At 70.5% G+C, this 19665-nt stretch carries 18 protein-coding genes; 7 read left to right on the plus strand and 11 right to left on the minus strand.

Going from position 1 to position 19665, the window contains the following annotated elements:
* From G6045_RS27875 to G6045_RS27900, 6 genes are all read right to left on the minus strand, one after another.
* Positions 1-1491: zinc ribbon domain-containing protein (locus G6045_RS27875; RefSeq protein ID WP_165334882.1), on the minus strand; the 1491-nt coding region annotated here is incomplete at its 3' end.
* Positions 1492-1834: 343 nt separating this feature from the next.
* A complete protein-coding gene (locus G6045_RS27880; RefSeq protein ID WP_165334883.1) occupies positions 1835-2776 on the minus strand; it encodes a glutaminase in 942 nt (313 codons plus the stop codon).
* A 28-nt stretch (positions 2777-2804) separates the two neighbouring features.
* The gene (locus G6045_RS27885; RefSeq protein WP_165334884.1) at positions 2805-3497 is read right to left on the minus strand and encodes a demethylmenaquinone methyltransferase; all 693 of its coding nucleotides are present in this window, start codon (positions 3495-3497) and stop codon (positions 2805-2807) included.
* Between the two features lie 121 nt (positions 3498-3618).
* Positions 3619-4209 (minus strand): imidazolonepropionase-like domain-containing protein, encoded by a 591-nt coding sequence (locus tag G6045_RS27890; protein ID WP_165334885.1) that lies wholly within the window; start codon positions 4207-4209, stop codon positions 3619-3621.
* Positions 4210-4216: 7 nt separating this feature from the next.
* Entirely contained in the window at positions 4217-5416 is a 1200-nt protein-coding gene (gene mqnC, locus G6045_RS27895; protein WP_165334886.1) for a cyclic dehypoxanthinyl futalosine synthase, read from the minus strand.
* Positions 5417-5500: 84 nt separating this feature from the next.
* Positions 5501-7171 carry a serine/threonine-protein kinase gene (locus G6045_RS27900; protein ID WP_165334887.1) on the minus strand — a complete coding sequence of 557 codons (1671 nt, stop codon included), beginning with the start codon at positions 7169-7171 and terminating at the stop codon, positions 5501-5503.
* A gap of 208 nt (positions 7172-7379) precedes the next feature.
* Here G6045_RS27900 and G6045_RS27905 point away from each other — a divergent pair, with 208 nt between their 5' ends.
* Positions 7380-8402 (plus strand): alpha/beta hydrolase, encoded by a 1023-nt coding sequence (locus G6045_RS27905; protein ID WP_165334888.1) that lies wholly within the window; start codon positions 7380-7382, stop codon positions 8400-8402.
* Here G6045_RS27905 and G6045_RS27910 read toward each other — a convergent pair.
* Positions 8399-9250 (minus strand): menaquinone biosynthetic enzyme MqnA/MqnD family protein, encoded by an 852-nt coding sequence (locus G6045_RS27910; RefSeq protein WP_165334889.1) that lies wholly within the window; start codon positions 9248-9250, stop codon positions 8399-8401. The genes G6045_RS27905 and G6045_RS27910 overlap by 4 nt on opposite strands.
* A gap of 324 nt (positions 9251-9574) precedes the next feature.
* Between G6045_RS27910 and G6045_RS27915 the strand changes: the two genes are divergently transcribed.
* A complete protein-coding gene (locus tag G6045_RS27915) occupies positions 9575-9778 on the plus strand; it encodes a cold-shock protein (RefSeq protein ID WP_100836743.1) in 204 nt (67 codons plus the stop codon).
* A gap of 126 nt (positions 9779-9904) precedes the next feature.
* On the opposite strand, the gene G6045_RS27920 is transcribed toward G6045_RS27915, so the two are convergent.
* On the minus strand, positions 9905-10342 hold the full coding sequence (locus G6045_RS27920; protein WP_165334890.1) for a hypothetical protein: 438 nt from the start codon (positions 10340-10342) through the stop codon (positions 9905-9907).
* Positions 10343-10478: 136 nt separating this feature from the next.
* Between G6045_RS27920 and G6045_RS27925 the strand changes: the two genes are divergently transcribed.
* Together G6045_RS27925 and G6045_RS27930 are read left to right on the plus strand one after the other, a co-directional pair.
* On the plus strand, positions 10479-11282 hold the full coding sequence (locus tag G6045_RS27925) for a thioredoxin domain-containing protein (RefSeq protein ID WP_165334891.1): 804 nt from the start codon (positions 10479-10481) through the stop codon (positions 11280-11282).
* Positions 11283-11318: 36 nt separating this feature from the next.
* Positions 11319-12011 carry a trypsin-like serine peptidase gene (locus G6045_RS27930; RefSeq protein ID WP_165334892.1) on the plus strand — a complete coding sequence of 231 codons (693 nt, stop codon included), beginning with the start codon at positions 11319-11321 and terminating at the stop codon, positions 12009-12011.
* On the opposite strand, the gene G6045_RS27935 is transcribed toward G6045_RS27930, so the two are convergent.
* On the minus strand, positions 12008-13804 hold the full coding sequence (locus tag G6045_RS27935; RefSeq protein WP_328707927.1) for an AMP-dependent synthetase/ligase: 1797 nt from the start codon (positions 13802-13804) through the stop codon (positions 12008-12010). The two genes, G6045_RS27930 and G6045_RS27935, sit on opposite strands and share 4 nt — an antisense overlap.
* Positions 13805-13919: 115 nt before the next feature.
* Between G6045_RS27935 and G6045_RS27940 the strand changes: the two genes are divergently transcribed.
* Positions 13920-14978 (plus strand): AraC family transcriptional regulator, encoded by a 1059-nt coding sequence (locus tag G6045_RS27940; protein WP_165334893.1) that lies wholly within the window; start codon positions 13920-13922, stop codon positions 14976-14978.
* Positions 14979-15063: 85 nt separating this feature from the next.
* Positions 15064-16227: a lipase family protein gene (locus G6045_RS27945; protein WP_165334894.1), complete on the plus strand. Its 1164-nt coding sequence runs from the start codon at positions 15064-15066 to the stop codon at positions 16225-16227.
* Between the two features lie 51 nt (positions 16228-16278).
* On the opposite strand, the gene G6045_RS27950 is transcribed toward G6045_RS27945, so the two are convergent.
* Positions 16279-17862: an alpha/beta hydrolase gene (locus G6045_RS27950; protein ID WP_165334895.1), complete on the minus strand. Its 1584-nt coding sequence runs from the start codon at positions 17860-17862 to the stop codon at positions 16279-16281.
* Between the two features lie 242 nt (positions 17863-18104).
* On the opposite strand from G6045_RS27950, the gene G6045_RS27955 reads away from it, so the two are divergent.
* Complete coding sequence (locus G6045_RS27955; protein WP_165334896.1) at positions 18105-18947, plus strand: MaoC family dehydratase; 843 nt, start codon at positions 18105-18107, stop codon at positions 18945-18947.
* 35 nt (positions 18948-18982) lie between these two features.
* Here the strand turns inward: G6045_RS27955 and G6045_RS27960 are convergent, their stop codons facing one another.
* Positions 18983-19600 carry a TetR/AcrR family transcriptional regulator gene (locus G6045_RS27960; RefSeq protein ID WP_165334897.1) on the minus strand — a complete coding sequence of 206 codons (618 nt, stop codon included), beginning with the start codon at positions 19598-19600 and terminating at the stop codon, positions 18983-18985.
* Positions 19601-19665: the final 65 nt, after the last annotated feature.

Below are 19665 nucleotides of genomic sequence, written 5' to 3' on the forward strand. Positions count from 1 at the left end.
GGCGAAGGGGGTGTACGGGCCCGGCGGGGGCGCACCTTGCGGGTTGGACGCCTGTCCGTCCTGACCGGCCTGAGCGTCCTGTCCCGGCGGCCGCGCGGCGTCGGGTACGTCCTGGTCGGCGGCCGGGCTTCCCAGCATCCCCAGTTCGTACACCGGGTGAGCGGCGGGCGCCCCGGCGGCCGGCGGTGCGTACAGCGGCGTCGGCGGGGCGTAAGGCGCGGGCGGCACGCTGCTGTTGCCGGTCATCCGCAGCACGTACGGCCCGAGGAACGTGGCCGCCGACAGCCACAGCAGCCCGAAGAGGAGCATCTCGGGGATGCTCAGGCCGGCCTCGAAGCTGCCCTCGCCGCTGAGCTCCGCGATCTGGCCGGACGTTCCCTCGACGGCAAGACCGGACACGGCGCCCACGACCAGCAGGGCCCCGAAGAACAGCCCTGCCACCAGGGCCTGTTCGCCCCGCCCGGCGTGGCGGCGCGCGGCGAGCACACCGACCGTCAGCGCGCACACCGCGCCGAGCGCGAGCCCGCCGACCAGCGCCCAGTCGTTGGTCAGATCGGCGAGCTCGGACAGATCGACGGTCTCGGACTCCGTACCGCCCGAGAAGCCGCTGCTGCCGCGCGCGCTGAACTCCAGCGCTCCGCCCCAGCCGAGGCCGACCGCCGCGGCGCCCAGATTGGGCAGGAACGCGAGCAGGACGAGCAGGCCCTCCTTCTCCATGTCCTCCTGGGCGGCGAGACAGAGATACGCGACGAGAGCGCCGAGCGCCAGGACGACGGCCAGGGCGCGCAGGGCAGTTGCCCCGGCCCGTACGAAGGCGTGCACACCCGGGCGCATGGCGAGCCATTCCGCCAGATCGTCCCGGTGCAGCAGCGCGGCGGCCGTCGCGAGCGAGAGGACGAGGGCACCGAGCGCGGAGAGCAACGGGGCCGAGGACACCTCGACGCCGTCGATGGTGGGCGCCGCGAACAGCGCGAGCACCAGGACCGCAGCGCACGTGAGGAGCGCGATCCGCAGGGCGGCTTCGAGTCCGGCGGTACGGGAGGTCCGCGGCACGAGGGCCTGGCGGGAGCGCAGCATGCGGACGCCGATGAGGAGGGCCACGATCCACAGGGCCGTGAGGGTCCCCGGGACCATCGAGAGCGAGGCGGTACCGGAGTCCCCTCCGCTGCCGTCGAAGAGGCCCGGATCACCGCCGGATTCAAAGGGGTTGGAGTCCTCGGCCGGCCCGCTCACCTCGAATCCGCCGCCGAGCCCCTGCAGCAGCAGGGCCAGGACCAGCCGGAGGCGGTCGGTGAAGGAGACGACGACCTCGTCCTCCTGCCCGTACGAAGGAATCGCGATCGCGGCGGAGGCGATGAGGAGCATCCCGACGGGCCAGAGCGCGGCCTGCGCGGACGCGGCCCAGCCGCCGCGGAAGGCACGCCCGAGGAAGGCACCGACGGGCGAGGGACCCGCGGGCGCGGGAACGTACGCGGGCGGGGGCGGCCCCATAGGACCGGCCGGGGCGCCGGGCAGAGCGGTGGGCGGGGGCGGGGCGTGCGGCGCGGGGACGCTCGGTGCGGGGGCGTTCGGCGGTGGCGGCGGGGTGCCGGGGGCCGAGTCGGCGGGAGGCGCCGGGAGTTCTCCTCTCGCCCGCCCGCACTTCATGCAGAAGCGGGCCTCCTCCGTGAAGGGGGTGCCGCAGGCGGGGCAAGGCCACTGTGGCCACTGAGGGGACAAGCCGGGCTCCTGGCGTCAGATCCGGGGACGGGAGCGGTGTTCCGCATCCGTACGGACTCAGCGTGCCCCTACGGCGGTTCCCGTCAACTCCCCTTTGCCGAAGACCTCTTGTGCATCAGAAGACCGAGAGCCCCGTGAGCGTGGTGAAACGGTCGAGCGCCGCGACCCCCGCCACCGAGTTCCCGCGCTCGTCCAGGCCCGGGCTCCAGACGCACACCGTGCACCGCCCGGGCACGACCGCGACGATGCCGCCGCCGACACCGCTCTTGCCGGGCAGCCCGACCCGGTAGGCGAACTCGCCCGCCGCGTCATAGGTCCCGCAGGTCATCATCACCGCGTTGACCTGCTTGGCCTCGCTGCGGCTGAGCAGCCGCGAGCCGTCCGCGCGCACGCCGTGGCGGGCCAGGAAGCCCCCGGCCAGGGCGAGATCGGCACAGTTCATCTCGATCGAGCACTGGCGGAAGTAGTGGTCGAGCAGCGGCGGAACCGGCTGGCGGATGTGACCGTACGAGGCGATGAAGTGCGCGAGCGCGGCATTGCGGTCGCCGTGTGCGGCCTCCGAGGCGGCGACTTCGAGATCGAAGCCGATCTCCGCGTTCCCGCTCTCGGCCCGCAGAAAGTCCAGCAGGTCGGCGCTCGCGTCGCCGGTGAGGGTCTGGAGCCGGTCGGTGACGACCAGCGCGCCCGCGTTGATGAACGGGTTGCGCGGTACGCCGTTCTCGTACTCCAGCTGCACAAGGGAGTTGAACGGGTTGCCGGAGGGCTCGCGGCCCACGTGCTCCCAGAGCGCGCCGCTCTCGTGCGCGAGGACGAGCGCGAGCGCGAAGACCTTGGTGATCGACTGGGTGGAGAACGGTGTCCGCCACTCCCCCACCCCGCACACCCCGCCGTCGAGATCCGCCACCGCCATACCGAAGCGGTCCGGGTCCACGCAGGCGAGCGCGGGGATGTAGTCGGCGGAGCGGCCGCGGCCGGGCATGGCGGAGATCTCGGCGGCGATTTCCTCCAGTACGGGCAGATACGTCCCGGCCTTCGGCGCGTCGTGTGCGAACGGCATGGCTCGGTCCTCCCGGTCCTTGCCGCGCTCAGGCCTTGAAGCCCCGGTGCAGCGCCACGATGCCGCCGGACAGATTGCGCCAGGCCACCTTCGACCAGCCGGCGCCCTGGAGCTTCGCGGCCAGCGCGGGCTGGTCGGGCCAGTCGCGGATGGACTCGGCGAGATAGACGTACGCGTCCGGGTTGGACGACACGGCCCGCGCGACCGGCGGCAGCGCGCGCATCAGGTACTCGGTGTAGACGGTGCGGAACGGCGCCCAAGTGGGGTGGCTGAACTCGCAGATGACGACCCGGCCGCCGGGCTTGGTCACGCGGTAGAGCTCGCGAAGCGCCTGGTCGGTGTCCTGGACATTGCGCAGGCCGAAGGAGATGGTGACGGCGTCGAACACGTCGTCCTTGAACGGCAGCTTCGTGGCGTCGCCCGCGGTCAGCGGCAGATGCGGGTGGTTGCGCTTGCCGACGCGGAGCATGCCGAGCGAGAAGTCGCAGGGCACGACGTACGCGCCGGTCTGGGCGAAGGGCAGGCTCGACGTCGCGGTACCGGCCGCGAGATCGAGCACCTTCTGCGCGGGCCGCGCGTCCACCGCCTGCGCGACGGCCTTGCGCCACACCCGGTCCTGACCGAGGGAGAGCACGTCGTTGGTGAGGTCGTACTTCTCCGCGACGTCGTCGAACATCGAGGCGACTTCGTGCGGCTGCTTGTCCAGGGATGCGCGGGTCACTTCTGCATCCTCTCAGGTGGGGGGTCCTGTTCCCCATCGGGGCTCCGCCCCGGGCCCCCGTCCGAACTTCGTTCGGATCTACTCAATCGCCGCAGGGGCTGAGAATGCCGGACAGGCCGAGTCACCGCCCCCGGTACACCAGCCGCCCGCCGAGCACCGTCGCCACGCAGGTCGACGAACCCCGTTGCACCAGCTCCTCGCGGGACGGGACGTCGAAGACCGCGAAGCGGGCCGGGCCGCCCACCGCGAGCTTGGGCAGCAGGACCAGCGGCCTCGGAGACAGGGAGACCGGGCCGGGGAGCTTCGGCGGGCGGCCGCCGAAGGCCAGGCCCGCTCCGCGTGCCGCGTCGAGCGCGGCCTTGGACTTCAGCTCGCCCCCGATCGCCACCGTGCCGTGCGCGAGCAGCCGTTGGACGCCGCGACGGGCGCTCGGGCCGAGACGGGCGGGCTCGGCGAGGAAGATCTCCCGGGCGCGCGCGCCACCGATCGGCGTCGTGCCGTACGTACCGGCTTCGCGCGGATCCGGGTGGTACGTGGACTCGAGGATCTCCGGACCGTACGGATTGAGCAGTCCGGGCGTGAGGATGCCGGGCCAGCGCCGCACCCGCGCGGACGGGTGGGCGGCGGCCAGGTCCTCGAACGGCCCGAGGGCCGTGATCGTGTCGCCGTCGACGAGGGCCGAGCCGTCGTCCGTGGCGTGAAGGGTCAGCAAAGCGCGCTCAGTTGGCCGGGAGCAGCTTGAGCTCGGGATGAGCCGTGCCGCCCTCGATCGCCGTGGACGAGATGTGCGAGGCCACGCGGTGGTCGACCGGGTCGTTCGCCGGGTCGTCGTGCACGACCAGGTGCTCGTACGTGGTGGCGCGCTGGGCCGGGACGCGGTCGGCGGTGCGGATCATCTCGATGATCTCGTGCAGGTTCGAGCGGTGCTTGGCGCCCGCCGACGAGACCACGTTCTCCTCCAGCATCACCGAGCCGAGGTCGTCCGCCCCGTAGTGCAGCGTGAGCTGGCCGACCTCCTTGCCGGTGGTGAGCCAGGAGCCCTGGATGTGCGCGACGTTGTCGAGGAAGAGCCGGGCGATCGCGATCATCCGCAGGTACTCGAAGAGCGTGGCCTGCGTCTGGCCCTTCAGCTTGTTGTTCTGCGGCTGGTACGTGTACGGGATGAAGGCGCGGAAGCCGCCCGTACGGTCCTGTACGTCACGGATCATGCGCAGGTGCTCGATGCGCTCGGCGTTGGTCTCACCGGTGCCCATGAGCATGGTCGAGGTGGACTCGACGCCCAGGTTGTGGGCGATCTCCATGATCTCGAGCCAGCGCTCGCCCGACTCCTTGAGCGGGGCGATCGCCTTGCGCGGCCGCTCGGGAAGCAGCTCGGCGCCGGCGCCCGCGAAGGAGTCGAGGCCGGCCGCGTGGATCCGGCGGATGGCTTCTTCGGCGGAGACCCCGGAGATACGGGCCATGTGCTCGACCTCGGACGCCCCGAGGGAGTGGATGACCAGCTGCGGATAGGCCTTCTTGATCGCCGAGAAGTGCTCTTCGTAGTACTCGACGCCGAAGTCCGGGTGGTGCCCGCCCTGGAACATGATCTGCGTACCGCCGAGCTCCACGGTCTCCGCGCAGCGGCGCAGGATGTCGTCGAGATCGCGGGTCCAGCCCTTGTCCGTGTCCTTCGGCGGCGCGTAGAAGGCGCAGAACTTGCAGGCCGTGACGCAGACGTTGGTGTAGTTGATGTTCCGCTCGATGATGTACGTCGCGATGTGCTCCGTACCGGCGTAGCGGCGGCGGCGTACGGCGTCGGCGGCCGCGCCGAGCGCGTGCAGCGGCGCGTGCCGGTAGAGGTCGAGGGCCTCTTCCGGCGTGATCCGACCGCCCTCGGCGGCGCGGTCGAGAATCGACTGGAGTGCGGCCTTCTCGGTCACCGGCTGGTCCCTTTCGGACGTGGAGAGCGGACCGATCCAGCGTACGCCAGGGGGGTCCGGACCTTTCCGGGGGCCGGGCCCCGGCTAGCCGGTCTTCGAAAGCCGGGCCTGCGCGTTCCCTCCCTCGGGATTCTCCGAGGAGTACTGGAGGTCGTCGCCGACCGGTGTCAGACGCACCGTGTGGTCGTTCTGCGTGCAGCGCGAGTCGTTCTTGTTCTTCGCCTTGCCCGTCGCGATCAGCTCTTTGTCCGTGACGGACTTCAGGATCAGGATGTCGGTGCAGGTGCTGAGGCCGAGCTCGTCCGTCATGCTCGCGCTGCCCAGCTCCGCACCCGGTTTCACCTGTTTCACGGTCACCTTGACCGTTCCCGCCGGCAGGCCCTCGAGTATCTGCGCCTTGCCCTGCCAGGCGCCCACATAGCGCTCGGGGATCTCGTCGAGCCCCGGCCCGGGGTCGCTGGAGCCGCCGCCGTTGTCACCGGGCTCGGCCGACTGCGAGGCCGCCGGCGGGCTGCTCTCGTTGTCGGTGCCGCCGCCTGCCCCGGTGTCCTTGCCGTTGTCCGGCAGCATGTTGAAGACGAACACCCCGCCCAGAGTGACCGCCGCGACCGCGCTCGCGACCGCAAGGGCCAGGGTGCAACTGACCTTGCGCCCGCGCCCGTTGTCCCCCTGCGTACTCGCCGCCGTCATCGAGACGGAGACCTTGCCGGGCGGCGGTGCGGCGTCGGCCGGCGCGGACTGCCGGTCCTCGGGAGCCTGGGCCGGCGGCACGACCGGCGCTGCATACGTAGGGTCCGGCGGCCCGAAAACGCCGGGCTTGCTGAACGCCACCGGGCCCGAGGCATCCGACGAGGGCTCCAGGTCGAGCAGACGTACGGCGCTTCGGCTGACCTGTTCCACCAGGGGCCCCGGGAGCCAGCCCGCCGCCGCGAGATCGGCCGCGCCCGCGGGGGCGAGCCGCCGGGCGACCTCCGCCGGGGCCGGGCGGGCCGAGGGCTCCTTGGCCAGACAGTCGAGGATCACCTCGCGCAGGTCGCCGCCGGGCAGGGCGACTTCGGGCTCGGTGTGCACGACCTGGTAGAGGAGCGCCGCCGAGGAGTCACCGGTGAAGGGTGCGCTGCCGGTCGCCGCGTACGCGAGGACCGCGCCGAGCGAGAAGACGTCCGATGCGCCGGTGACGCCCTTGCCGAGGATCTGCTCGGGTGCCATATAGCCGGGCGACCCGATCGAGACACCGGTGGAGGTGAGCGAGGCCGTGCCGTCTGTGGCGCGGGCGATGCCGAAGTCGATCAGGCGCGGGCCGTCGAGCGCGAGCAGCACATTGGACGGCTTGACGTCCCGGTGGACCAGGCCGAGCGCGTGCACGGCCGCGAGTGCCTCGCCGAGTCCGGCGCCGAGCACCCGTACGGAATGGTCCGGCAGCGACCGCAGCGCTCCCCGCTCGCCGACCGCGTCCGACAGCGAGGGCCCGGCGACATAGCCGGTCGCGACCCACGGCACGGAGGCCTCCGCGTCCGCGTCGAGCACGGGGGCGGTCCAGGCGGCGCCGACCCTGCGGGCGGCGTCGACCTCGCGCCGGAAGCGGGCGCGGAACTCCTCGTCCAGGGCGAAGTGCGGATGCACGACCTTGACGGCCACGGTCCGCCCGCCGGCGCTGCGGCCCAGATAGACGCGCCCCATCCCGCCCGCGCCCAGACGTCCGAGCAGCCGGTACGGGCCGATGGTGGCGGGTTCGCCCGCTTCGAGCGGCTGCATGATGTCGGCCTCCCCCGGATGTCACTGACCTTCCACGCACCACCCTTCCCCGCCGCGATGCGCTACCCAGCAGCGTAGGCCCGAAGGGTGTGGGTGCAGTGGCCCGGATCACCTTCCGTCGCAGGCAACCCGATGTATCCCATTTGCCTCTTTCTGTCCGGAAAATCAACGCCCCCTGCCCCCCGCCCTTGCCCTGCCGGAGAAGACCATGAAGCGCCTGAAGCGTCCGTACATCACGGCGGTGATCACCACCCTCGCCATCGCCGCCGCCCTCGTCGCCGTCCTGCGCCCGGGCAGCGGGAAGGACGAGGTCAGATTCGGCGATACGCGACAGGCACAGTCGACGCAGCAGGCCAAGGCCAACCCGGCCTCCGACGTACAGCTGCCGACGAACCCGCGCGACTGGGAGACCCAGCGCACGCTCGCCGACGGCACGACGATCGGCGTCACGACCCTGCACGGCGCGAAGTCGGGCTTCGACGGCAAGGTCTGGGTGTGGGCGCCCAAGGAGTACAAGGACCCGAAGTACGCCAACAGCGCCTTCCCGGTCCTCATCGCGCTGCCCGGCGCGTACGGCTTCCCGAACAACTACTGGTGGGGCAAGGACTTCTCACTCCAGGAGAAGGTCGCGCAGGCCGCGGCCCAGGGGAAGAGCAAGCCGTACATCATCGTGATGCCCGTCCAGAACCCGAACCGGGACAACTACTACGACGGCGCCGACATCCCGGGCCAGCCGAAGATGGGCACCTGGATGTCCGAGGACGTGCCGAACCTCGTCAAGGAGAACTTCCGTACGTACAAGTCCCCCGAGGGCTGGGGCTTCTTCGGCTCGTCCTCGGGCGGCTACATCGGCATCAAGATGGCCCTGCAGCACCCGGACAAGTTCAGCTTCGCGATCGCCGGCGGCCCCGACACCTTCCCCGACTCGCCGCTCTGGAAGGGCCACGAGAAGGAGAAGCAGGCCAACAACCCGGAGCAGCTGGCCGCCGACCTGATCAAGAAGGGCGGCCCCACCAAGGTGCGCATCACGATGCTGATGGGCGACAAGGAGCCCGCGAAGGACCTCGAGCGGATCAAGGGCTTCATGGCCATGTACAACAAGGGCCCGATCGCCATCGACCTGCACATGATCCCGAACGCCGGCCACGACGGTTACAAGTACGGCGCCGCCCTCTTCCAGGGCCCCCTGGACAAGATCAGCCGGCACGTCCCGGGGCCTGTGGCCGGCTAGCCGCCCAGCAGGTCGACCTTCACGTCCGCCGGGAAGCCCGTCGTCGGGCCGACCCGGCGGGCGAACTCGGTGACGCCCGCCAGTTGGTCGGGGCCGAAGCGGAAGTCGAGGGTCGTGAAGTAGCGCTCCAGGACGCCGGCGTCGAAGGACTCCCAGCGCGCCGCCTGCTCGGCGACCTTCGCGACCTCTTCGAGGGACACGTCGCGCGAGGCCAGGAACGCCTCGTGCACCTGGCGTACGACATGGGGCTCGCGCTCCAGGTAGTCGCGCCGGGCCGCCCAGACCGCGAAGACGAAGGGGAGCCCGGTCCACTCCTTCCACATCGCGCCGAGGTCGTGCACCTGCAGACCGAGCCGCGGTGCGTCGTGCAGGTTCGCGCGCAGCGCCGCGTCCCCGATCAGGACGGCCGCGTCGGCCTCCTGCATCATCACGCCGAGGTCGGGCGGGCACGTGTAGTAGTCGGGCCGTACGCCGATGTGCTCGGCGAGCAGCAGCTGCGCCAGGCGTACGGAGGTGCGCGAGGTGGAGCCGAGCGCCACCCGCGCCCCGTCGAGCCGGTCGAGCGGCAGCTGCGAGACGATCACGCAGGACATCACAGGACCGTCGCAGCCCACCGCGATATCGGGCAGGGCGACCAGCTGGTCGGCGTTCTTCAGGAACTCCACCAAGGTGATCGGACCGATGTCCAGATCGCCGCGTACGAGCTGCTCGCTGAGCTTCTCCGGGGTGTCCTTCGTGAGCTCGAGGTCGAGCAGGGTGCCGGTCCTGGCAAGGCCCCAGTACAGCGGCAGACAGTTCAGGAACTGGATGTGACCGACTCGTGGCCGGCTGCGGGGAGAATTGTCCACATCGCGAGGCTAGCCCCGGCGCCGCCCGGCACGGAGCCCGGGTCGGCCCCGACCGTCGAGCTTGTCCATTTTCATCCGCTACGTAACAGTTTCGTCAACGCGTGCGAGGCGCCTGTCAAACATACGAGTGACGTGATCTTGCCCTCTATCGCTTCCCACAGACTGCGTGCTACGCTCGCCGCAAGTTGCAGTTTGGTTTCCCTTGCAGTACAGAGCCTGCGGAGCATGTAACCGCGGGCTCTCGTCGTTTTCAGACTTTTGCAGTAGTGGTGACACTCGCGGGTTCTGGGAGCAGGGACACCCTTTGGCCCATAGGAGGGCTTTATGGCTACCGGAACCGTGAAGTGGTTCAACGCTGAAAAGGGCTTCGGCTTCATCGCCCAGGAAGGCGGCGGCCCGGATGTCTTCGTCCACTACTCCGCGATCAACGCGTCCGGCTTCCGCTCCCTCGAGGAGAACCAGGCCGTGAACTTCGACGTCACGCAGGGCCCGAAGGGCCCGCAGGCGGAGAACGTCACCCCGGTCTAGTTCGGGCGACATTCGCTTGATCCCGCCCGGCCTGCCCTGGCCGGGCAACGGATTGCAGTACCCAAGGAGCCCCCTCCCCGCCTCGGCGGGGCTGTGGGGCTCCTGCCTTTTCCCGTGCCTGCCCGTCTACTTCTTCGGTACGGGCAGGAGCAGCAGCGCATAGGCGAGCTGACCGCCGGCGAAGGCGAGCGGCACGGCGGGCTCCACATCCCAGAAGGCGGCGGCGACCGGCGCGAGCGTGAGCAACAGGAGTGCGGCCGTCACGGCCCGGAAGACCCGGGGCCGCACGGCGGCGCGGCGGCCCGCGATCAGGGCGAGCACGGCGGCCGACGGTACGCCGACCCACACGGTGGCGAGCCCCAGCACGAACAGCAGCTCGGCCACCATCGGCAGCTCCCCGGACACGGCCGCGTAGATCACGCCGTACAGCACGATCCCCGTCACGAAGAGCAGCCCGTGCCGCAGAATGCTCAGCCAGGTCCAGCGCGTCCTGGGGCCGAAGCTCCCGAGCGGCACGCTCTCGCCGATAGTCATGCCCATCCCCCGGATGTCCTGGTGTGCCACGGCCCCCACCGTTGCTGCCGTCAGCGTACGTCCTGGTCAAAGGCCCCTCCTCTGCGGGCCGAACTGCCCTGCCGCGCGGGCCGGTTCCCTTCCTACGGTGAACGCGTACTGCATCGCGAAAGGGACCGGCACACGCATGAGCGGCAACAGCGGCAGCAAGAAGGACCGGCAGCGGGCGGCCCGGGAACGGCTGCAGGCGGAGCGGGCGGCCGCGGCACGCAAGGCGAAGGTGCGCGGGCGCGTGCTCGTGTCCGCCGCGATCGTCTCCTCGCTCGCCCTCGTCGGCGGTGTCGCCTGGTACGTCACCCAGCCGACCGCGGACGCCGAGGCGGCCGAGGGACCGCTGGTGCGGCCGGCCCACACCACCGGCAGGGACGGGGTGGTCGTCCCGTACGGGAAGGCCGACAACGAGCATGTGCTCACCGTCTGGCTCGATATGCGCTGCCCGTACTGCGCGGGCGCCGAAACAGGGCTCGGCGAGACGATGAAGCAGCAGGCCGATGACGGTGAGTACCGGATCGAATACCACTTCGCGACCTTCCTCGACGGGTCGCTCGGCGGCAAGGGTTCCAAGCGGGCGCTGAACGCGCTGGGTGCCGCGGTGAACGAGAGCCCCGGGAAATTCATGGAATACCTGAATGTCCTGTACGCGAACCACCCCGAGAAGGAGTCGGACGACAAGTTCGGCTCGACCGCAACATTGCTCGAACTCGCGGACAAGGTCGACGGACTGCGGACGCCCGCATTCAACAAGGCCGTGAAGGAACTCACGTATATGCCGTGGGTCGAGAAGGTCTCGCAGCAGTTCTACGAGCAGGACATCAACGGGACGCCGACGGTCCTGATCGACGGCAAAAAGATCCAGGTAAACTCGGGCAAGGGGATCGAGTCCATTTCGCCCGAGCAGTTCACCAAGCTCGTGGACGAGAACATCAAGTAGCTCGCGAGCAAGGAGTGCGTCATCCGGCGGCGATGGGTGTGGAAACTACGGGCGCTCGCCTCCGCGGGCGCGCTCGTCTCCATCGTCGCGCTCTCGGATGTGCGGGACGCCCCGGAGCCCGATCCGGAAATCCCGTCGTACGTGGGCGCGCTCTTCAGCAATGATCTCGACGGCGGTCATTTCTGCACCGCCTCGGTCGTGCACAGCAAGGGCCGCAATCTCATCGCCACCGCGGCGCACTGTCTCGGTGACGCGGACGGAAAGGTGTTCGCGCCCGGATATCACAACGGCCAGGCTCCTTATGGGATCTGGACCCTCGAGAAAATCCACGAGGACGCGTCCTGGCTGGACGACGAGGACGAGGACGCGGATATCGCTTTCGCGACGCTCGCGCCCCAGGGCGGCCGGCAGATCGAGGACGTCACGGGGGCGAACACCCTCGATTCCGGTGGCAGCACCGGCGAAAAAGTCACCGTGACCGGCTATCCCAGCGACCTCGACCACCCGCTGACCTGCACGGTCGAGGCCGTCGAAGTGTCCGGCACCCAGCAGCGCGTCGACTGCCCCGACTTCACGACCGGCACCAGCGGCAGCCCCTGGGTGACCGGGGACGGCCGGCTCGTGGGGGTGCTCGGCGGGTACGAGGGCGGCGGCGAGACCGACGACACCTCGTACAGCATCGTGCTCGGCGAGCTGACCGCCCGGCTGTACGCGGACGCGAACCGCTAGCTCTGCTCGTACAGTTCGTCGATCTGCGTCGCGTACCGCTCGATGACCGCCTTGCGGCGCACCTTCATGCTCGGTGTGAGCAGTCCGCCCTCGACGTCGAAGTCCTCGTCCAGGAGCGCGAAGGCGCGGATGCGGGCGGGGCGGGCGAGCTGGGCGTTGGCGGTTTCGACGGCCTTCTCGATCAAGGCGTGCACCTGCGGGTCCTCGAGCGAGGTGAGCGTGATCCCCGAGCGGGACGCCCAGCCGTTGACCTCCTCCTCGTCCAGGGTGATCAGGGCGACCGGGTACGGGCGGTGGTCGCCGACCATCACCGCGCGCGAGATGAACCGCGATTCCTGGAGCGCGAATTCGGTGAGCGAGGGGGTCAGGTTCTTGCCGCCCGACGTGATGATCAGGTCCTTCTTGCGGCCGGTGATGAAGAGATAGCCGTCCTCATCGAGCCGGCCGAGGTCGCCGGTGTGCAGCCAGCCGTCGGCGTCCAGTGCCTCGGCGGTCGCGGCCGGGTCGGCGTGGTAGCCGGGGAAGACATGCGGGCCGCGGGTGAGGACCTCGCCGTCCTCGGCGATCCGCACCTCGCAGCCGGGCATCGGGCGGCCCACCGAGCCGTAGCGACAGGCGGCCGGGTGGTTGAGCGAGATGACGCCCCCCGATTCGGTCATCCCGTATCCCTCGAAGAGCGAAATACCGCAGGCGCGCAGGAAGTTGAGGGTGGCCGGGGCGATCGGGGCCGCTCCGGTGAGCGCCCACGTGAGACGGCCGCCGAAGGCTCCTCGTACGAGGGAGAAGAGCTTCTCGTCCGCCGACTGCCAGGCCGCGAGGAGTTCGGGCGACGGCTCCTCGCCGCGTTCGCGCAGGTCGGCGACCTCGACGCCGACCCGGAGCGCCTCCTCGAAGCGTTCCGCGCCGCCCTCCTGGGACTCGGCGAGCGAGAGCACCACCGAGTGGATCTTCTCGAACAGGCGCGGTACGGACGGCAGATGAGTCGGCCGGGCCTCGGCCAGTTCGCCGACGATGTCCTCGATCCGGCCGCCGAAGTAGATCAGCTCCGTACCCTTGAGCAGCGTCTTGAGCTGCACCAGCTGCGCCATCGCGTGCGCGAGCGGCAGATAGAGATACGTGGAGTCGCCCTCGGTCTCCGGGATCAGATCGAGCGTTCCGTCGCGTACCGCCGCGAAGTTGCCGTGGGTGAGCAGGCAGCCCTTGGGCATGCCGGTGGTGCCCGAGGTGTAGATGATCGTGGCCACGTCGTCGTCGGTACGGGCGTCCGCGCGGGCGTCGAGCGCCTCGTCGGTGGCGAGGTCCGGCAGCCGGAGCAGGGCGAGGTCCTTCTCGCCCGCCTCGCTCATCAGGACCACGTCGCGCACCCCGGGCAGCCGCTCGCGCAGCCGGTCGATCTTGGCGGCCTGCGCGGCGTTCTCGCAGATCACCACCGAGGAACCGGAGTCGGTGAGGACCCAGACGACCTCCTCGTCCCCGGCCGTCGGATACACCGGCACCACCACGGCGCCCGCCGCGAACGCACCGAGATGCGCGTATGTCCACTCCGGCCGGGTCTCCGCGAGGATCGCCACCCGGTCACCGGCGCACACCCCGAGCCCCATCAGACCGGCGGCCACCTGCCGGACGGTGGTGCGCAGTTGGGTGTACGTGAGGGAGCGCGGGCCCTCGGACGCCTTGAAGCGCAGGGCCGGGCGCCCGCCGTAGCGCTCGCCCGCCCAGTCGGCCAACAGGGCCAGGTTCTTGGGGTGTTCGGTCTGCTGCACGGCGGTGTTGGGGTCTTCGGACTGCTGCACGGCGCCTCCCGGATCCACGGTGCGTATGACGCTAGGGACGCTGAGCGACGAGAAGGGATGACTGGGGACGTCAGCACCACTGACCTTGGAGCTCAGTCCCGCTACCGTCATGACCATGGCGAGGCGGACGATCACCGTGCACCAGGTGCGGGCGCTGCTGAGCGGCGTCCAGCGCCGAGGCGTCGACACCGTTCCGCTGCTGCAACGGGCGCAGATACCTCCGCTGCTGCTCGGTGACGAGCGGGCGCGGGTCACACCGGCGCAGTTCGTGCGGCTCTTCCGGGAGTTGTACGAGCTGACGGGCGACGAGTTCCTCGGGCTCAGCACCGCGCCGAGCCGGCCCGGCACCTTCGCGATGATGTGCCACGCCTCGCTCGGCAGCCGGGATCTGGGTGCGGCGATCGAGCGCGGCGTGACGTTCTACGGGCTCTTTCCCGGCGGTCCGGATCTGGCCCTCGCGCGGGAAGGCGACGAGGCGGTGCTCGTCGTACGCAATGACTTCGCGTCCGAGGAACAGCGTTTCCTCGCCGAATGCGTAGTGATCATCTGGCACCGGCTCTGCAGCTGGCTGATCGGCCGGCGCATCCCGCTGAGCTGGGCCTCCTTCACCTCTCCCCCGCCCCCGTACAAGGACGAGTTCCCTCAACTCTTCGGCTGCCCGGTGCACTTCGGGGCCCCGCGTACGGGCGCCGCCTTCGCCGCGCAGTACCTCGCCGCACCCCTCGTACGCGACGAGGGCGAGCTGGCGCAGATGCTGCGGCGGGCGCCGTTCGAACTGCTCAGCCGGCGCGAATACGGGACGACGGTCGCCGAGCAGGTGCGGCGGGCGCTCGTGCGGGCGCTCGGGGACTCCCCGCGGCTGCCCGCGCTCGGCGAGATCGCGGCGCGGCTTGCGGTGAGTCCGGCGACGCTGCGACGGCGGCTCGCGGCGGAGAGCACCTCGTACAAGGAACTGAAGGACACCGTGCGCAGGGACGCGGCGATCGCGGGGCTCGCCGAGGGCAGCGAGCCGATCGCGGAGCTGGCGGCGCGGCTCGGGTTCTCCGAGGACACGGCCTTCCACCGGGCGTTCCGGCGGTGGACGGGGACGACACCGGGGGCGTACCGGCTGGCCACGGCGGCTCACATGGCACCGGCCGCGACCGCTCATGAGACGCGGAGTCAGCAAAGCTGAGCTGCCCGGTCAGCCCGTAACTTACTCGCCAGTCACTACCTTCACCTCAACTGACCCATCCCCACAGGACAGTTGGGAGAGCCGCATGCGTATCCCCAGATCGCTCCTCTCGGGACTGTGCACCGCCGCCCTGGCCGTGGCCGTACTGCCGGCCACCGCCTCCGCGGCGCCCCAGGCCGCGGAGCAGCCCGGAGACGTCCTCAGCGTCGCCGATTCGTCGTTCCACCCGCTTCCGCTGCAACCCACCAACACCAAGGCCTGGAAGATCAGTTACCGGTCGACCTCGGCGACCGGGCAGGCCAACACCGTCACCGGCACCGTGATCGTCCCCAAGGACGGCAAGAGCGGACCACGCCCCCTGATCACCTACGCCGTGGGCACCGTCGGCCTCGGGGACTCCTGCGCGCCCAGCGCGGGCTTCCCCAAGGGCACCACGATGGAGGCCAGTCTGATCCAGCAGTACCTGTGGCGCGGCTGGGCCGTGGTCGTCACCGACTACGAAGGACTCGGCACCCCGGGCGAGCACACGTACACGGCAGGACCCTCGGCCGGGCACGCCATGCTGGACGCGGCGCGCGCCGCCCAGCGCATTCCGGCCGCGGCGTCCTCGGGGATCACCGCACAGAGCCCGATCGGGATCGTCGGCTACTCGCAGGGCGGTCAAGCCTCGTCCTGGGCCGCGGAGTTGAAGGATTCGTACGCGCCCGAGCTGAACGTCAAGGGCACGGCGACCGGCGGCGTACCGGCGCATCTGGAGAAGCTGGTGCCGGTGCACAACGGGTCCTACGGGTCGGGGCTGCTCTTCATGGCGGCCGCGGGCCAGGACGCCGCGTATCCGGAGCTGAAGCTCGACTCGTATCTCAATACGGCGGGCAAGGCGCTGATCGGGTTCTTCCGCAACAACTGCGTGGCCATCGACTCGACGGTCGGATCCTTCAAGCGGATCTCGGATCTGACGACCAGGGATCCGCTGGCGACGCCCGAGTGGCAGAAGCGGCTCAACGAGTCGGATCTCGGCACGCACAAGCCGGATCACCCGGTGTACCTGTACCACGCGCTCGCCGATGAGCTCATCCCGTACTCGCTGGGGGCGGGGCTGCGCAAGGACTGGTGCGCGCGCGGGGCGGCCGTGGACTGGCGGACGATCGTGGTCGGGGAGCATGTGTCCGGCGTGATCACCGAGGTGACGCGGGTGCAGAACTGGCTCGCGGACCGGTTCGCGGGGAAGCCGACGTCCGGCAACTGCTGACGGGGGCGGACGCGGCGGGGAGCGGGGCCCGGATTGTTGCCGGGCCCCGCTTCAGTGCAGCTCCGGACCGCAGGACGACCCGTCGCTCGGCAGCGAGCCGTACAGCAGGAAGGCGTTGACCTTGCCCTTCACGCACTTCGACGAGGCGTAACCGGTGTGCCCCTCGCCCTTGTTGTCGAGGACCACGGCCGAGTCGCCGAGCCGGCGGGCGGTCTCGGTCGTCCACTGGTACGGGGTGGCCGGGTCACCGCGGGTGCCGACCATCAGGAACTTCGGGCTGTCGACGTCCTCGATCTCGCGGATGTAGTCGGTGCCCTTGGGGCGGCCGGCGCACAGCAGCACCTCGTAGAGCCGGGCCGGTCCGAACACCGGCGAGGCCCGGGTGAAGTCTCTCTCCAACTGCTTGATGCTTTCCTCGTCCTTGAGGTCGGCCGCGGTCAACCGGTCCGGATCGTCGGCGCAGTTGACGGCGATCAGGGCGGCGGTGGAGTTGTCGAAGGGGACGTCCTCCTCGTACGGGCCGATATCACGCCCGTACGGGCCGATGTCACGCCGCTGCACGGGCGGCACCCCGTCCGGTGCCGGCAGCACCAGGGCGCCGGAGATCCGCAGCAGGGTCCGCGGATCGCCGTCGGTGAGCAGGGAGAGGAGGCCCTGGGAGAGGTACGGCCACAGGTCGCGCTGGTAGAGCGCGTGCCCCATGGCGGCGACCAGATCCTCGCCGGTGAACTGGCCGAACACGCTCTGCACCGGGTCGGAGTCGAGCTGTTTCACCAGCTTGACGATGTTCTCCTTGGCCTCGCGCGAATTGGGTCCGAGCGCGCAGCCGGTGTTCCCGGCGCACCAGGTGACGAAGTTGTCCAGGGCGGTCTGCTGGCCCTTGGCGCCCACAAGCGCCTGTTCGGCGAGCGGTTCGGTCAGGGTGTCCACGCCGTCGAGCACCATCCGGCCGACCTTCTTCGGGAACTGCGCGGTGTACACGGCGCCGAGCCGCGTCCCGTAGGAGAAGCCGAGGTAGTTGAGCTTCTTGTCGCCGAGCGCCGCGCGGATCACATCGAGGTCGCGCGAGACGTCCACGGTCCCCATGTGCGCGAGGACAGGACCGGAGTGCTTGCGGCACACCTCGTACTGCGCCTTGAGCATGTCCAGCGCGAGGACCGCCTCGTCCCCGCCCTCGCCCGGCGGCTCGAGCTCCGGCATATCCGAACCGTCACCGCAGGTCACGGGCGCGCTGCGGCCCACACCGCGGGGATCGAAGCTCACCACGTCGTACGCGTTGGTCAGTTCGCCGAAGACCTTCTCGCCGCCCGCGAGGGCGGGCACACCGGGGCCGCCGGGGCCGCCGAAGTTGAGCACCACGGAGCCGCGCGGCTTCTTCGCCGAGGCCTTGAAACGGGCCATCGCCAGCTTCAGGGTCTCCTTGCCGGGGTCGGCGTAGTCCAGCGGCACCTTGACCGTGCCGCACTCCAGGCCCTTCGGCGCATGCGCGAGCCCCTTGCACGCGCCCCACTTGATCTGCTGGCTGTAGAAGCTGCGCAGATCCGGCTGCCGGTCCTCGTCGGCGGACCGGGCCTGGACGGCGCCGCTCCCGAGCAGGGTCAGGGCGGCTACTGAGGCGATCGCGCGTATGTGCATCGGCAGCCCTTCGCTGGGGGTGCCCCTTGGGCCACGATAGGTGGGGGGCGCTTTCCGGGCATTTCGGCCTGATCGCGCAGGTGGCCGGGTACCCGGTGGCGCAGCCGGCCGATGTCGGGGCATCGGCCCTGTTCAGGGCATCGACCTGGACCCCGACCGTCGAGTAGCTTGCGCATCCGAAGATCATTCGAGAATCAACCATCCGTAGCCCGATCAACCATCCGTAGCCCGGGAGCCCGCCGATGACCGTCGTACGCCTGGGGCACCCCCCTCGCCTCGCCCCCGTGCTGTTCGCGGGCGCCGTGCGCTCACCCCTGAAGCGGCCCCGCCCCGACGCGCACCTGCCCGAGCGCTCGGTCGAGCTCGCCGAGGCCGCGGTGGATCCGGGGCGGCTCACGGCGTACGCGGAGCTGTGCGGGTTCCCGGCGGACGGGCGGCTGCCCGTCACGTATCCGCATGTGCTCGGCTTTCCGCTGGCGATGAAGCTGATGGCGGCGCGGGACTTCCCGCTGCCGCTGCTCGGTCTGGTCCACACGTCGATCGAGATCCGGCAGGAGGCGGCGCCGCTGCGGGTCGAGGACCGGCTCGAACTCTTCGTACACGCCGAGAAGTTGGCGCCCCATCGGCGCGGCACGGAGGCGACCGTGGTGACGCGGGTGCGGTGTGCGGGCCGGGCCGGGACGGTGTGGATGTCGCGGTCGACGTATCTGGCGCGGCACGGGAAGCCCGGGCAGGCGCCGGACCGCCCTGCGGACAAACCCCTTCCCGTACAGGCGACTTGGCGCCTTCCGGCCTCACTCGGCCGGCGCTACGGGGCCGTCTCCGGCGACCGCAACCCCATCCATCTGCACCCGCTGACGGCCAGGGCCTTCGGCTTCCCGCGGCAGATCGCCCACGGGATGTGGACGGCGGCGCGATGTCTGGCGGAGCAGCCCTTCGAGGGGCCGGTGGATGTACGGGTGGACTTCAAGGCGCCCGTACTGCTGCCGAGCACCGTGGCGTACGGGGCGGAGGCCGGCGCCTTCGAACTGCGGGGCGGGGACGGGCGGTTGCATCTGTCGGGACAGGTGTCCCAGCGCGGGTGAGCCCCGCGTCACTTGGGAGGTGACCAGGGCTTTCGTCACTTGGGAGGTGACCAGGGCTTTCCGTGCATGAGGTTGGCCAGGCCCGACCAGGCGAAGTTCATCAGGGTGGTGGCGGCTTCGCGTGCGGTGACGCCGGGGGTCGCGTTGGCCCAGACGGCGAGCGCCTCGGCCGCGCCGACCAGCGCCTCGGCGAGCGGGGCGACCTCGCCCTCGGGGAGCGTCGGATTGCTGTGCGCCTCGCGGGCCGCCTCGGCGATCAGGAGCGTCACGAAGGCGACGATCTCCTCGCGCATCACGGCCACTTCGCGCGCGAAGGGTTCGCCGTGGGTGCGGGCCTGGCTGTGCAGGACCGCCCAGCCGTCGGGGCTCTCGGCGGTGTGGGTGAAGAAGGCGAGCAGTCCGGCCCACAGCTGCTGGTCGGCGGGCTCGCCGGGCGTGATGCCGCTGCGCACCGCCTCGACCAGGGCGGCGGCCTCGCGCCGGATGCAGGCGCTGAACAGGTCTTCCTTCGAGTTCAGATACAGATAGACCAACGGCTTGGAGACACCGGCGAGTTCGGCGATCTCGTCCATGGAGGCCGACCGGTAGCCGCGCCTGCCGAAGGTGGCGACGGCGGCGTCCATCATCTGCCGCTCCCGCTCGGCCCGCGGCATCCGCTTGCCTCTACGGCCGCCGGCCGCCTTCTTCCCAGCGCCCGTCTCCTGCACCGGCCCCACCC

Origin of the sequence: Streptomyces mesophilus (genome assembly GCF_011044995.1) — a bacterium.
Classification (GTDB): domain Bacteria; phylum Actinomycetota; class Actinomycetes; order Streptomycetales; family Streptomycetaceae; genus Streptomyces; species Streptomyces mesophilus.